Origin of the sequence: Pseudoxanthomonas suwonensis (assembly GCF_000972865.1) — a bacterium.
Lineage (GTDB): Bacteria > Pseudomonadota > Gammaproteobacteria > Xanthomonadales > Xanthomonadaceae > Pseudoxanthomonas > Pseudoxanthomonas suwonensis_B.
The window spans coordinates 3,455,311-3,470,121 of record NZ_CP011144.1 but is presented as its reverse complement, the minus strand read 5'-3'; the positions used below and the strand labels follow the sequence as shown (position 1 = coordinate 3,470,121).

General features: G+C 69.5%; 11 protein-coding genes. 7 read left to right on the top strand and 4 right to left on the bottom strand.

Annotated features, from left to right (window positions below):
• Nucleotides 1-28: 28 nt before the first annotated feature.
• A complete protein-coding gene (locus tag WQ53_RS14310; RefSeq protein WP_052633383.1) occupies nucleotides 29-1,177 on the bottom strand; it encodes an acyl-CoA dehydrogenase family protein in 1,149 nt (382 codons plus the stop codon).
• A 136-nt stretch (nucleotides 1,178-1,313) separates the two neighbouring features.
• On the opposite strand from WQ53_RS14310, the gene WQ53_RS14305 reads away from it, so the two are divergent.
• From WQ53_RS14305 to yeiP, 6 genes are all read left to right on the top strand, one after another.
• Nucleotides 1,314-2,243 carry an ArsR/SmtB family transcription factor gene (locus WQ53_RS14305; RefSeq protein ID WP_052633382.1) on the top strand — a complete coding sequence of 310 codons (930 nt, stop codon included), beginning with the start codon at nucleotides 1,314-1,316 and terminating at the stop codon, nucleotides 2,241-2,243.
• A 10-nt stretch (nucleotides 2,244-2,253) separates the two neighbouring features.
• Nucleotides 2,254-3,348, top strand: a complete 1,095-nt coding sequence (locus WQ53_RS14300) for a homocysteine S-methyltransferase family protein (protein ID WP_052633381.1) — start codon at nucleotides 2,254-2,256, stop codon at nucleotides 3,346-3,348.
• Nucleotides 3,349-3,480: 132 nt separating this feature from the next.
• Nucleotides 3,481-6,300 (top strand): methionine synthase, encoded by a 2,820-nt coding sequence (gene metH, locus WQ53_RS14295; RefSeq protein WP_052633380.1) that lies wholly within the window; start codon nucleotides 3,481-3,483, stop codon nucleotides 6,298-6,300.
• Between the two features lie 151 nt (nucleotides 6,301-6,451).
• Entirely contained in the window at nucleotides 6,452-6,859 is a 408-nt protein-coding gene (locus WQ53_RS14290) for a DUF4189 domain-containing protein (protein ID WP_052633379.1), read from the top strand.
• Nucleotides 6,860-6,917: 58 nt separating this feature from the next.
• Nucleotides 6,918-7,688, top strand: coding sequence for an SDR family oxidoreductase (locus tag WQ53_RS14285; RefSeq protein WP_052633378.1), 771 nt, complete (start codon nucleotides 6,918-6,920; stop codon nucleotides 7,686-7,688).
• Nucleotides 7,689-7,737: 49 nt separating this feature from the next.
• The gene (yeiP, locus tag WQ53_RS14280) at nucleotides 7,738-8,304 is read left to right on the top strand and encodes an elongation factor P-like protein YeiP (RefSeq protein WP_052633377.1); all 567 of its coding nucleotides are present in this window, start codon (nucleotides 7,738-7,740) and stop codon (nucleotides 8,302-8,304) included.
• A gap of 627 nt (nucleotides 8,305-8,931) precedes the next feature.
• Here the strand turns inward: yeiP and WQ53_RS14275 are convergent.
• From WQ53_RS14275 to WQ53_RS14265, 3 genes are all read right to left on the bottom strand, one after another.
• The gene (locus WQ53_RS14275; RefSeq protein WP_052633376.1) at nucleotides 8,932-10,779 is read right to left on the bottom strand and encodes a DUF4105 domain-containing protein; all 1,848 of its coding nucleotides are present in this window, start codon (nucleotides 10,777-10,779) and stop codon (nucleotides 8,932-8,934) included.
• Nucleotides 10,780-10,809: 30 nt separating this feature from the next.
• Complete coding sequence (locus WQ53_RS14270) at nucleotides 10,810-11,133, bottom strand: DUF2388 domain-containing protein (RefSeq protein WP_052633375.1); 324 nt, start codon at nucleotides 11,131-11,133, stop codon at nucleotides 10,810-10,812.
• Between the two features lie 91 nt (nucleotides 11,134-11,224).
• Nucleotides 11,225-12,613 carry an FAD-binding oxidoreductase gene (locus tag WQ53_RS14265; protein ID WP_052633374.1) on the bottom strand — a complete coding sequence of 463 codons (1,389 nt, stop codon included), beginning with the start codon at nucleotides 12,611-12,613 and terminating at the stop codon, nucleotides 11,225-11,227.
• Between the two features lie 866 nt (nucleotides 12,614-13,479).
• Here WQ53_RS14265 and serA point away from each other — a divergent pair.
• On the top strand, nucleotides 13,480-14,721 hold the full coding sequence (gene serA / locus WQ53_RS14260) for a phosphoglycerate dehydrogenase (protein WP_052633373.1): 1,242 nt from the start codon (nucleotides 13,480-13,482) through the stop codon (nucleotides 14,719-14,721).
• Nucleotides 14,722-14,811: the final 90 nt, after the last annotated feature.

The window sequence follows — 14,811 nt, the reverse complement described above, 5'->3', positions numbered from 1 at the left end:
TCACCTGTTCCCCACGGAACCACGCGCCTCAGCGCAGCCCAGTCTCCGCGCGCGCGATGACCAGACGCTGGATCTCGCTGGTGCCCTCGTAGATCTCGGTGATCTTGGCGTCACGGAAATAGCGCTCCAGCGGCATCTCCTTGGAGTAGCCCATGCCGCCGTGGATCTGCACCGCCTGGTGGGTGATCCACATCGCCGCCTCCGACGCGGTCAGCTTGGCGATCGCCGCCTCGGCCGAGAACGGCTTGCCCTGGCCCTTGAGCCAGGCCGCGCGCAGCGTCAGCAACAGAGACGCGTCCAGCTTGCACTTCATGTCGGCGATCTTGGCCTGGGTCATCTGGAACGTACCGATCGCCGCGCCGAAGGCCTTGCGCTCCTTCGCGTAGGCGATGGTCGCCTCGTAGGCCGCGCGGGCGATGCCGATGGCCTGCGAGGCGATACCGATGCGGCCCGAATCCAGCACGCCCATCGCGATCTTGAAACCCTCGCCCTCCACGCCCAGCACATCGGCCGGCTGCGCCACGTAGTCGGCGAACTCGATCTCGCAGGTGGCCGAAGCGCGGATGCCGAGCTTGGGCTCGGTCTTGCCCCGGTGAAAACCCGGCCGCGCGGTGTCGACGATGAACGCGGTGATGCCGCGCGCGCCCTTGTCCGGCTCGGTCACCGCGAACAGCACGATGTACTTGGCCACCGGACCGGAGGTGATCCAGCTCTTCTTGCCGTTGATCACGAAGGTGCCGTCCGCCTGCTTGACCGCGCGGCAGCGCATCGAGGTCGCGTCGGAGCCGGACTGCGGCTCGGTCAGGGCAAAGGCGCCGATCTCGCGGCCTTCCGCGATCGCGCGCACGTAGGTCTGCTTCTGCTCCTCGGTGCCGTGCTTGAGGATGCCGGCGCTGAACAGCGAGTTGTTGACCGACATGATGGTCGAGTGCGCGGCATCGCCGGCGGCGATCTCGATCATCGCCAGCGCGTAGCTCACCGGGTCCATGCCGGCGCCGCCGTACTCGGCCGGCACCTCGATGCCCATCAGGCCGTTCTCGCCGAGCAGGCGGATGTTGTCCAGCGGAAACTCGCCGTTACGGTCGAAATGCTCGGCGCTCGGCGCGATCACGTCCTGGGCGATGCGGCGCGCGACGTCCTGCAGCATCAATTGTTCTTCGGTGAAGCTGAAATCCACGGCTGACCCCTCCGGTCATGGTCAATGACGCCAATTGTAACAACTGCAACCGCTTCGCCATTCGCAGGCGTATGCAGCTTGACCGGTCCGGGCGCGCACATCCACAATATCTCTATATCGCGATAGGAAGATATTTATGGACCTCGAGGACTGGTCGACCCGGCTGAAGGTCTTCGCCGACGCCACCCGAGTGCGCCTGCTGGCGCTGCTGGAACTGGAGGAGCTGACCGTGGCCGAGCTGTCGTCGATCACCCGGCTGGCGCAGCCGCGCGTGTCCACCCACCTGGCCAGGCTCAAGGAGGCCGGCCTGGTGCGCGACCGGCGCGCCGGCGTGTCGGCCTACTACCGCTTCGACGAGGCCGCGCTCGATCCCGCCCAGCGCGCATTGTGGCAGGCCCTGAGCACCGGCAGCGACGACCCGCTGCTGCGCCAGGATGCCGAGCGCCTGCCTTCGGTGCTGGCGGCGCGCGCCGCCGACCAGAACTGGGCCGACAGCGTGGCCGGCGACATGGAGCGCCACTATTCCCCGGGCCGCACCTGGGAAGCGCTGGCGCGCAGTGCGCTGCCGCTGCTGGAGACCGGCGACGTGCTCGACATCGCCTCCGGCGACGGCGTGCTGGCCGAACTGCTGGCACCGCACTCGCACCGCTACGTCTGCGTCGACACCAGTGCGCGGGTGGTCGCCGCGGCCAGCGAGCGCTTGCGCCGGCTGCAGAACGTGGAGGTGCGCGAGGGCGACATGCACGCGCTGCCGTTCAAGGACGCCAGCTTCGACCTGGTGGCGCTGATGCACGCGCTGACCTATTCGGCCAAGCCGGCCCAGGCCGTGGCCGAGGCCGCCCGCGTGCTGCGCAAGGGCGGCCGCCTGCTGCTGAGCAGCCTGGCCCGGCACGAGCACAAGGCGGTGGTGGAGGCCTACGGCCACCTCAACCTCGGTTTCCCGGCGAAGGAGTTGAGGAAATTCGCCGAGAAGGCGGGGCTGGAGGTGACCAGCCTGGAGACGGTGACCCGCGAGCGGCGCCCGCCGCATTTCGAAGTGATCTCGCTGATCGCCCACAAGCCCTGAGTCCACGAAGATGAAAACCCTGCCCTGGCTGCATCCCGAACGCGTCGCCCTGCTCGAACAAGGGCTGCGCGAACGCATCCTGGTCATCGACGGCGCGATGGGCACGATGATCCAGCGCCACGACCTGCAAGAAGCCGACTACCGCGGCGAACGCTTCGCCGGGGGGTTCGACCAAGCCCACCACCCCGACCATGATGGCCACGGCCCGCACTGCGGCCACGACCTCAAGGGCAACAACGACCTGCTGCTGCTGACCAGGCCGGAAATCATCGCCGGCATCCACCGCGCCTACCTGGAGGCCGGGGCCGACCTGGTCGAGACCAACACCTTCAACGCCACCTCGGTCAGCCAGGCCGACTACCACCTCGAACACCTGGTGTACGAGCTCAACAAGGCCGGCGCGCGTGTCGCGCGCGAGGCATGCGACGGGATCGAGGCGCAGACCCCGGACCAGCCGCGCTTCGTGATCGGCGTGCTCGGCCCGACCAGCCGCACCGCCTCGATCAGCCCGGACGTCAACGATCCCGGCTTCCGCAACACCAGCTTCGACGAGCTGCGCGCGACCTACCGCGAGGCGGTCGAGGGACTGATCGACGGCGGCGCCGACACCCTGATGGTCGAGACCATCTTCGACACGCTCAACGCCAAGGCCGCGCTGTATGCGATCGAGGAAGTGTTCGACGCCCGCGGCGGGCGCCTGCCGGTGATGATCTCCGGCACCATTACCGACGCTTCCGGCCGCACCCTCTCCGGGCAGACCGCCGAGGCCTTCCATGCCTCGCTGGCCCATGCCCGGCCGCTGTCGATCGGCCTGAACTGCGCGCTCGGCGCCAAGGACCTGCGCCCGCACGTGGAGGCGCTGTCGGACGTGTCGCCCTACTACGTCAGCGCCCACCCCAACGCCGGCCTGCCCAACGCCTTCGGCGGCTACGACGAGACCCCGGAGGAGATGGCCACGGTGCTGCGCGAGTTCGCCGAATCGGGCCTGCTCAACCTGGTCGGCGGCTGCTGCGGCACCTCGCCCGACCATATCCGCGCGATCGCCGAGGCGGTGCGCGGGCTGCGGCCGCGGGTGCCGCAGGGTGCGCTGGAGCGGGCGGCGTGAACGTTCATCCCGTCGTCCCCGCGCAGGCGGGGACCCAGCGACTTTCTCCCGACGTTCCGGCAAGTCACTGGATCCCCGCCTGCGCGGGGATGACGAGTGGCTTGTCGCTGCGCAATGACTGAACCGCCACCGATGTCTACGCCCACCTACCGCCCCACCCGCCTCTCCGGCCTGGAACCGCTGGTCATCACCCCGGAGCTGCTGTTCGTCAACGTCGGCGAGCGCACCAACGTCACTGGCAGCGCCCAGTTCCGCAAGCTGGTCAAGGAGGACCGCTACGCCGAGGCGGTGGAGGTGGCGCGCCAGCAGGTCGACAGCGGCGCGCAGATCCTCGACGTGAACATGGACGAGGGCCTGATCGACTCCGAGAAGGCGATGGTCCGCTTCCTGAGCCTGATCGCCTCCGAGCCGGACATCGCCCGGATTCCGGTGATGGTCGATTCCTCCAAGTGGAGCGTGATCGAGGCCGGCCTGAAGTGCCTGCAGGGCAAGGGCGTGGTCAATTCGATCTCGCTCAAGGAAGGCGAGGACATCTTTGTCGAGCAGGCGCGCAAGATCCTGCGCTACGGCGCGGCCACCGTGGTGATGGCCTTCGACGAGCAGGGCCAGGCCGACACCTGCGCGCGCAAGGTCGAGATCTGCACCCGCGCCTACCGGATCCTGGTGGACGAGGTCGGCTTCCCGCCGGAAGACATCATCTTCGACCCGAACATCTTCGCCATCGCCACCGGCATCGAGGAGCACGACAACTACGCGGTGGACTTCATCGAGGCCACCCGGATCATCAAGGCCACCCTGCCGCACTGCCACGTGTCCGGCGGCGTGTCCAACGTCAGCTTCTCCTTCCGCGGCAACGAGCCGGTGCGCGCGGCGATCCACTCGGTGTTCCTGTACCACGCGATCAAGGCCGGCATGGACATGGGCATCGTCAACGCCGGCGCGCTGCCGGTATACGACGACCTGGACCCGGACCTGCGCGAGCGGGTGGAGGACGTGGTCCTCAATCGCCGCCCGGACGGGACCGAGCGCCTGCTGGAGATCGCCGAGAAATACCGGGGCACGAAAGGCGAGAAGAAGACCGAGGACCTGGCCTGGCGGTCCAAGCCGGTGCGCGAGCGCCTGGCCCACGCCCTGGTGAACGGCATCGACGCCTTCGTCGAGACGGACACCGAAGAGGCGCGCCAGCAGTCGACGCGGCCGCTGGACGTGATCGAAGGCCCGCTGATGGACGGCATGAACGTGGTCGGCGACCTGTTCGGCGCCGGCAAGATGTTCCTGCCGCAGGTGGTCAAGTCGGCGCGGGTGATGAAGAAGGCGGTAGCCTACCTGTTGCCCTACATCGAGGCAGAGAAGCTGCGCACCGGCGACGCCGGCAAGTCCAACGGCCGGATAGTGATGGCCACGGTCAAGGGCGACGTCCACGACATCGGCAAGAACATCGTCGGCGTGGTCCTGGCCTGCAACAACTTCGAGGTCGTGGACCTGGGGGTGATGGTTTCCGCACAGACCATCCTCGACAAGGCGCGCGAGGTGCAGGCCGACCTGATCGGCCTGTCCGGGCTGATCACGCCCTCGCTGGAGGAGATGAGCCACGTCGCCCGCGAGCTGCAGCGGCAAGGCTTCGACACACCGTTGATGATCGGCGGCGCCACCACTTCGCGTGCGCATACCGCGCTGAAGATCGACCCGCACTACCAGGCGCCGACGGTCTGGGTGAAGGATGCCTCGCGCGCGGTCGGCGTGGCACAGTCGCTGATCAGCGTGGAACTGCGCGGGAAGTTCGTCGCCGCCAACGACGCCGACTACGCCGAGATCCGCACCCGCCACCGCAACCGCGGCGACGCCAAGCGGCTGGTGTCGCTGGAGAAGGCGCGCGGGCAGAAGTTCGACAGCGGCCGGGATGGCCACCTGCCGCCCGCGCCCAACCGCACCGGGGTGCATGCATTCGACGACTGGCCGCTGCAGGACCTGCTGCCGATCATCGACTGGACACCGTTCTTCCAGGCCTGGGAGCTGGCCGGCAAGTATCCCGCGATCCTCGAGGACGAGGTCGTCGGCAGGCAGGCCAGCGAGCTGTATCGCGATGCGCGGGCGATGCTTGAGAGGATCGTCGCGGAGAAGTGGCTGACGGCGAAGGCGGTGTTCGGCATCTGGCCGGCGTACAGCGTCGGCGACGACGTAGTGCTTTCCCTTCTCCCTCCGGAACCAAGTGCCCTCGGGGCAGAAGGTGCCCGAAGGGCGGATGAGGGTACGACGGAGTCCGCCACGTCCGGGGCCGCGCCGGCACCCCCTACCCTCTCCCCAACCCCTCTCCCGGCGGGAGAGGGACTCACAGCGACGCTTCACTTCCTGCGCCAGCAAGTGGACAAGCCGGTCGAACGCCCCGACTTCTGCCTGGCCGACTTCATCGCGCCGAAGGACAGCGGCGTGCAGGACTGGATCGGCGCCTTCGCCGTGACCGCCGGCATCGGCATCGAGCCGCACGTGGCCCGCTTCGAGGCCGCGCACGACGACTACAACGCGATCCTGCTCAAGGCCTTGGCCGACCGCCTGGCCGAGGCGCTGGCCGAGCGCCTGCACCAGCGCGTGCGCACCGAGTTCTGGGGCTATGCCACCGACGAGGCGCTGGACAACGAGGCGCTGATCGCCGAGCGCTACCGCGGCATCCGCCCGGCTCCCGGCTACCCGGCCTGCCCGGACCACAGCGAGAAGGCGACCCTGTTCCGCCTGCTGGACGCCGGGACCAACGCCGGCATGTCGTTGACCGAGAGCTTCGCGATGCTGCCCACCGCGGCGGTGTCCGGCTACTACTTCAGCCATCCCGGCAGCCAGTACTTCGTCGTCGGCCGCCTCGGCAAGGACCAGGTCGCCGACTACGCCCGCCGCAAGGGCGTGTCCCTGGCCCAGGCCGAGCGCTGGCTGGCGTCGAACCTGGACTACGATCCGGAGTGACGCGCCAGCGACTGCGGCGATCGCGGCGATGCACGGCGCTTCATGGCGACCACGCACGCCGGCGCTCGCCGAAAGACACGGCGCGAGCCTGACATCGGGGGCCGTCCGATGCCATCATCCGCGCAACAATCAAGGGAATGGAGCTGGCACGATGTGGAACTTGGTCCTCGTCGCCCTCGGTGCGCTGGTGCCTGCGTACAGCCATGCGGCCTCCGCCGTGGTCCACGACCCGGATTCCGGAGCCTTCGGCTACTCGTTCAACCAGCCGAGCGTCAGCTTGGCGGCACGGGATGCCGTTGGGCATTGCGTCCGGCGCTCGCTCAACTGCAGCCAGCTCGCCACTACCAGCGAGCCAGGCTACTCCGCCTTGGTGACGGGTAGCCGGTCCATCGGCTATGCCCTGTCCCAGCCCAACGACGAGCAGGCGAGGGACAAGGCAATGGCCATGTGCCGCCGCCGGTCGGACAATTGCGTCCTGCACTTGGTCTGGCACGAAGTCCCGGGCGAAAGCACCCGCATTCCCCCCGCGCCCCCGGCGCCGACGGTGACCCTTCCCTGAGCCCCTCGCCGGGCTCTCGGCTAGAATTGCAGGCCCTGTTTTACCCGTGGAACCTGCCATGCAGCTTTCCTGTGTCCGCGCCGTCGTCACCGGTGGCGTCTCCGGCCTCGGCTTCGCCGTGGCCCAGCGCCTGGTCGCCGACGGCGGCAAGGTCGCCCTGCTCGACGTTAACGACGACAAGGGCGCCGAAGCCGTCGCCGCCCTCGGCGAGGCCAACGCACGCTACTTCCGCACCGACGTCACCGACGAGGCCGGCGTCGTCGCCACCCTCGAAGCCGCCCGCGACTTCCTCGGCGGCCTCAACGCCGCCATCAACTGCGCCGGCATCCTCGGCGCCGGTCGCGTGCTGGGCAAGGAGGGCCCGATGCCGCTGGACGGCTTCGCCCGCACGGTGATGGTCAACCTGGTCGGCAGCTTCAACGTGGCCAAGGCCGCCGCGGCGCTGATGCAGCACAACGAACCGGGCGAGGACGGCGAGCGCGGCGCGATCGTCAACACCGCCTCGGTGGCCGCCTACGAAGGCCAGATCGGCCAGGCCGCCTACTCCGCCTCCAAGGGCGGCGTGGTCGGCATGACCCTGCCGATGGCGCGCGAGCTGGCCCGCTTCGGCATCCGCGTATTGACCGTGGCCCCCGGCGTGTTCTGGACGCCAATGGTCGACGGGATGCCCGAGTCCGTGCAGCAGTCGCTGGCGGCGACCATCCCCTTCCCCGCCCGCCTCGGCCGGCCGGAGGAGTTCGCCGACACGGTGGCCTTCATCCTGCGCACCCGCTACCTCAACGGCGAGACCATCCGCCTGGACGGCGCCACCCGCCTGGCACCGAAGTAATCCCACCAACCGCCGCGCGCGGGCAACGCTCACCAACGAAGAACCACCCATGAGAGCCAGCGAAATCAAGAAGGGCAACGTCGTCGAGTACAACAACGGCGTCTACCAGGTCCGCGACATCGAGCGCAGCTCGCCGCAGGGCCGCGGCGGCAATGTCCGCTTCCGTTTCATCATGTACAGCGTGCCCGGCGGCAACAAGCTGGACGCCAGCTTCGACGCCGACGACAACCTGGTCGAGGTCGAACTGCTGCGCCGCCAGGCCACCTTCTCGTACAAGGACGGCGACGCGTTCGTGTTCATGGACGACGAGGACTACACCCCGTACACCCTGGATCCGGATGCGATCGGCGACGCCGCCGGCTACATCACCGACGGCCTGGCCGGCATCTACGTGCAGGTGATCGACGAGCAGCCGGTGGCGATCCAGCTGCCGCAGCACGTGACCCTGGAAGTGGTCGAGACCCCGCCGGAGCTGAAGGGCGGCACCGCGACCAAGCGGCCGAAGCCGGCCACGCTCAGCACCGGCATCGAGATCATGGTCCCGGAGTACATCACCACCGGCGAACGGATCCTGGTCAACACCACCACCGGTGAGTTCGGCGGCCGGGCGGACTGATGCACCAGTTGTCTGCGGCCGTATCCGGCGGATGCGGCCGCAGCATTCTGTTGCAGCAGCCGGGCCGCGGCCGCGACAGGCCACGCTGGCACACCTGACCGCCTCGCCGTTCCGGCGCGCGTGTCGCCTATGAATGGGCTCCTACAGAAGCGCCGAGGCCGTGCAGGTGCCGGGCTTGCCCGCGACACGGCGCCGTCGGCGCAGGCGACGCCCTCATAATTCCGACGCCCGTGTCGCCGACTGAAGTCAGCTCCTACAGAAGAGCGACCGCGGCGACGTGGCTGTTGTAGGAGCCGGGTTCAGCCGGCGACCCAACGCCGTCGGCGCAGGCGACGCCCTCATGATTCCGACGCCCGTGTCGCCGACTGAAGTCAGCTCCTACAGAAGAGCGACCGCGGCGACGTGGCTGTTGTAGGAGCCGGGTTCAGCCGGCGACCCGACGCCGTCGGCACAGGCGACGCCCTCATGATTCCGACGCCCGTGTCGCCGACTGAAGTCAGCTCCTACAGAAGAGCGACCGCGGCGACGCGGCTGTTGTAGGAGCCGGGTTCAGCCGGCGACCCGACGCCGTCGGCACAGGCGACGCTCCCATGATTCCGACGCCCGTGTCGCCAGCGAGCTGGGCTCCTACAAGGACGCCCGCGGCGGTTCGGCGAACAGTTCACGCAGGCGGTCGCCGACCAGCACTACGTTGGCCTCGGCCCCCGCCAGGGCATCGCGCCGCGCTGGCGACAGCAACTGGCGGACGCCGGCCTCCAGCGCGCCGGCCTGCGCCTGCCGGCTCGCCGCGTCCTCGTGCACACGCGCCGCCAGCACCGCACGCTCTTCCGCCTGCGGCAGGCCGTAGCCCGCGACGTCCTCCAGCCATGACGCCGGCCGGCTGAACGCACCGCCCAGGCGCAGGAACTCCCGCAGTGGCCCGGCGATCTCCACGCCGGCATCGGCCAGTCCGTGCGGATCGCGCAGCCAGCGCCGCTTGAGCTCATCGCGCGCCAGCATTTCCTGCCGGCGCAACGCCGCCGATTCCAGCACCAGCAGCGCCGCTGCGGCGCGCTGGCCGGCACGCTGCAGGGCCGCCGTACGCAACTGCGGAGGCAACGCCAGCCATGCGGCCGCATCCGGTTGCGGCAGGCCCAGTTCGCCGCGCGCGATCGCATACATCGCCTCGTATTGCGCGCTGGCCGGCTCGAAGTGGTAGCCGAGCCTGACCTGCCCGGCCGGATCGGCGGGCACACCCGCCTCGGCGGTCGCGCCGGCGGCGCGCAGCCGCCGCAGCAGTCCGTTCGGGGTGATGCCGGACAACTCCATCGCCGCCAGCCGCGGCACCGCGTCGTGCAGCAGCTTCCAGGTCTCCACCGCGCAGTTGTTGGACACGAAGTAGTAGCGGCCGTCATAGCTCCAGTGCAGCTGCGCCGCGCGCCCGGCCAGCGCGGCGACCTCCCCGTGCGACAGCGCCAGCGGCACCGAACGCAGGCCACGCAGCTCCACCTTGGTGTACTCGTCGATCACCTGCCCCAGCGGCAACACGAACAGCCGCGACGGATACGAGCCGGTCAGCCCGCGCCAGTTCGAGATCTGCACGTCGCCGACGAAGGCGCGGAACGACAGCACCAGGTGGTGCTGCAGGTCCAGCCGGCAGTCCGGGCCACGCGGGCGGTCCGGCGCGCACACCACCAGCCGCAGCATGCCGTGACCCCAGCGGCTCATCGGCCGCTCGTTGCCTTCCGCCAGCAGGTAGTCGATCTCGAGGATCCGCTCGGGGTCCAGTTCGCCCAGCAGCCGCTGTGGGTCGTCGGAGCGCACTTCGTCGCGCACGAACGGCAGCCCGGGGGCACACGCCTCCCGGTCCGGCGGCAACCAGCCGAAGTGCGCATCGAAGTACTGCGCCAGCATCGGCCGGCGGCAGGCGTAATCCGGATCGAGCAGGTAGTGCTCGAGGTTGACCGCCACGTATTCGCGCGGCGACGCCAGTTCGTACGGGTCCGGCGAGCGGTCGCGGAAGTCGTTGCGCGCGCGCCGGCCCGGCCCCAGCGCGGCGACCTGCCAGCCCGCCAGGTCGAGCAGGCGCGGGTCGCGCGACAGGCCGCCGGCGGGCGTGCGGTCGTACAGGTGCGCCAACTCGTGCAGCAGCGCCGCCAGCGCGGCGCGGGTGGCCGGATCGTCGCCGCCGGCGGCGACCGGGCGCGCCATCCAGTCCGCCAGCAGCCGCCGGTCCAGTGAGATGCGCCAATGCTTCGCCCGGCCATGCACGCCATCGGGCAGGTCGTCGCGCCAGGCGAAATCAACCGGGCGGTCCAGTGCGACGGACCACGTCGGCGGCAACTTCGCCGTGCCCTGCTCCAGCAGTTCCAGCGTGGCGGCACGCTCGGCCGGCGCCATGTCCGCGGCGAGGTGGAACGACGGCACGGCGGCCTGTGCCCGCCCGCCGGCCAGGCAGAGCAGCAGCGCCGCCAGCGCGGCAAGGAAGCGGATCATGGCCACGGGGCCATGCGGTGTGGCGACGGACTACTCGCGGGCGAGGATCGCCCGCGCCAGCGCCAGGTCGCTGGCCTCGCGCGCGGCCGCGTCGCGCTCGCGCATCACCCGCAGTGCCGCCTCCAGCCGCGCGGTGCGCACCTGGCCCTCGCTGGCGACGAAGCCAGCCGCATCCTCGCGCGCCTCGCGCACCAGCTTGTCGTCGCCGGAGGTGCTGTTGGACGAAGCGGAGGTACCGGCGGAAGAAGCGCCGGCCGAGGTGCCGGCGGAGGTGCCGGCGAAACTGCCGGCCAGGGCGTTGGGGGCCAGCGCGCACAGCAGGACCAGCGCGGCGGAGGGAGCGAAGGATTTCATCGTCGATCGGATCGGTGGCTGCCGCGGGGACGCGGCCGGTGCGCAAAGACTAACCCGTCCGGCCACCGCCGCGCCGGCATCCGGTCGCGGATCAGGCATCCAACAGCTTGCCCGGGTTCAGGATCCCGTTCGGGTCGAACACCCGCTTGACCCCGCGCATCAGCGCGACCTCGGCATCGCTGCGGGTACTGCCCAGGTAGGGTTTCTTGACCAGGCCGATGCCGTGCTCGGCCGAGATGCTGCCGCCGTGGGCCTGCAATGCCTGCGCCAGCAGCTTGGTCACCTGCTCGCACTGGGCCACGAACTCGGCGTCGGCGGTGTCGTCCGGCTTGAGCACGTTGATGTGCAGGTTGCCGTCGCCGATGTGACCGAACCAGACCACCTCGAAGTGCGGGTAGGCCTGGCCCAGCAGCGCCTGCGCCTGGGCCAGGAACGCCGGCATCGCCGAGATCCGCACCGACACGTCGTTCTTGTACGGCTTGTAGCGCGCCACCGCCTCGGTAATGCCCTCGCGCAGCCGCCAGATCTGCTGTGCCTGGGCTTCGCTCTGGCTGATCACGCCGTCGGCCACCCAGCCCTGCTCCATGCAGTGCTCGAAGGCGGCCATCGCCGCGGCCTCGGTGGCTTCGTCGTCGCTGGCGAACTCGGTGACCACGTAGTACGGGTACTCCTGGTCCAGCGGCTTGTGCGCGCCGTGGGCCAGCACGTGGCGCAGCGCGTGGTCGGTGAAGAACTCGAACGCCTCCAGCCGCAGGCGGCCGCGGAACTCGGCGAACACCCGCATCAGCACCTCGAACGAGGGCAGCGCCAGCAGCATCACGTTGGTCGGCGGCGGCGGATCGGTCAGGCGCAGGATCGCCTCGACCACGATGCCGAGCGTGCCTTCCGAACCGATCATCAGCTGGCGGAAGTCGTAGCCGCTGGAGTTCTTGACCAGGGCACGGTTGAGTTCGAGCACCTCGCCGGCGCCGGTGACCACGGTCAGGCCGGCGATCCACTCGCGGGTGTTGCCGTAGCGGATCACGCGGATGCCACCGGCGTTGGTGGCGATGTTGCCGCCGATCGAACACGAGCCGCGCGCGCCGAAATCCACCGGGTAGACCAGGCCGTGTTCGCGCGCGGTGTTGTGCACGGCCTCCAGGGCGATGCCGGCCTGCACGGTCAGGGTGCGATCGACGGCATCGAAGTCCAGCACCTTGTTCATCCGCTCCAGGCTGAGTACCAGCTCGCCGTTGGCCGCCACCGCGCCGCCCGACAGGCCGGTGCGGCCGCCGGAGGGGACCACCGCCACGCCGTGCCGGTTGGCCCACTGCACGACCGCCTGCACCTCGGCGACAGTGCCCGGCAGGGCGATCGCCAGCGGCGCCGGGGTCCAGCGCCGGGTCCAGTCGCGGCCGTAGTGCTCCAGGTCGGCGGCGTCGGTCTTCAGGCGCAGGTCGGGCACCGACTGCAGCAGGTCGGCGAGGCGGGGATCGGTCATGGGGGGCCGGGGAAATAGCGCGGATGAGGGGAGGCGCAAGCGTGCCAGTGATGCGGAGGAGCGTCCAGCAGGCAAGCAGTGCGTTGGCGTCGGGGGGCCACCGCTCTCTGAAACTTTGTAGAGCAGCAGAAGCGCTGGCTTCGGAGGGGGCCGTCGTGCCCAGGGGGTCTGGCGCATCGCTCCGCTGCGGCGTCCTGCCTCCGAGTCGCGACCGCAGCACATCCCTGTGCTGCTTGCGCCAGACCCCCTGGGCACGACGGCCTCGGGAGCTTTGAGGGCGTGGCTTCGATCGGACGAGCAACGGCAAAGGCCCCCCTCCCCGACCGGGAGGTGGCAAACCCACGACGCTGCTTCTGTAGGAGCGGGCATGACCGCGACACGGGCGTCGGAATCACGGGGGCGTCGCCTGGGCCGACGGCGTCGGGTCGCGGTCATGCCCGCTCCTACAAAAGCCGTGCGCTGCTCATCGTCTGTGAACGGAGCCACGACCCCAAAGCTCCCGAAGACGTGGCGGGCCGGGAGTATTGCGGCAGTGGCCAGGGATGGCCACGTCGGCGAGTCGGCACATGGATGTGCCGTCGAGACGACCGCAATACTCCCGGCCCGCCGCGGCTCAGCCCGAAGCCAGCGCCCTGCTCGGCTTTGGCTTTAAATCGGGCACGGCTTCGATCCGTCACCTTCGACTCCCCACTGCCTCCCCGTACATCCCGTTTCAGCGGCAACTTTCGCCACGCGTGCATTGCCCCGGATCGCCGCACACGGTGTTCCGCCATATCCGCGAAAACCCCATGCCGCAGTGCGGAAAACCGGCATCGCATCTGGCATAGTTCGCGGCTCCCGCCACGTTCCACCGGAAGCCGACGCGAATGTCGCCCAAGAAGACCTCGTACCCGAAGCAGGACATCCGCGTATTGCTGCTGGAAGGCGTCAGCCCGACCGCGGTGGAAACCTTCCGCGCCGCCGGCTACAGCCAGATCGAGTTCCACGAGAAGTCGCTGCCGGAGGACGAACTGAAGGCGCGCATCGCCGAGGCGCACATCGTCGGCATCCGCTCGCGCACCCACCTCACCGCCGACGTGCTGGCCGAGGCCAAACGCCTGATCGCGGTCGGCTGCTTCTGCATCGGCACCAACCAGGTCGACCTGGACGCGGCCGAGCTGGCCGGCATCCCGGTGTTCAACGCGCCCTATTCCAACACCCGCTCCGTGGCCGAGCTGGTGGTGGCGCAGGCGGTGTTGCTGATGCGCGGCATCCCGCAGAAGAACGCCGAATGCCATCGCGGCGGCTGGTCCAAGTCGGCCGCCGGCAGCCACGAGGTGCGCGGCAAGACCCTGGGCATCATCGGCTACGGCCACATCGGCACCCAGGTCGGCGTACTGGCCGAGGCGCTGGGCATGCACGTCATCTTCCACGACGTGGAGACCAAGCTTTCGCTGGGCAACGCACGCCCGGCGTCCAGCCTGGGCGACCTGCTGGCGCGCTCGGACGTGGTCACCCTGCACGTGCCGGAGACTCCGGCGACGAAGAACATGTTCGGCCCCGCCCAGATCGCGGCGATGAAGCGCGGCGCGCACCTGATCAACGCCTCGCGCGGTACCGTGGTCGACATCGACGCGCTGGCCGCGGCGCTGCGCTCGGGCCAGGTCGGTGGCGCGGCAGTGGACGTGTTCCCGGTCGAGCCCAAGGGCAACAGCGAGGCCTTCGTCTCGCCGCTGACCGAATTCGACAACGTGATCCTGACCCCGCACGTCGGCGGCAGCACGCTGGAGGCGCAGGACAACATCGGCGTGGAGGTGGCGGCCAAGCTGGTCCGCTACAGCGACAACGGCAGCACCCTGTCGGCGGTGAACTTCCCCGAGGTCACCCTGCCCGGACACGAGGACAGCCTGCGCCTGCTGCACATCCACCGCAACGTGCCGGGCGTGCTGTCGAAGATCAACGAGATCTTCAGCCGCCACGCATTGAACATCGACGGCCAGTTCCTGCGCACCGACCCCAAGGTCGGCTACGTGGTGATCGACGTGTCCGCCGACGAGGCCCAGGGCGCGGCGCTGCGCGAGGAACTGGCGGCGATCCCGGGGACGCTGCGGACGCGGGTGCTGTACTGAGCCAGGCCGGCGCGCCTCTTGGGCCTTTGTAGGAGCTGGCTTCAGCCGGCGACACGCCACCTCGGCACAGGCGACTTCCTCAGTATTCCC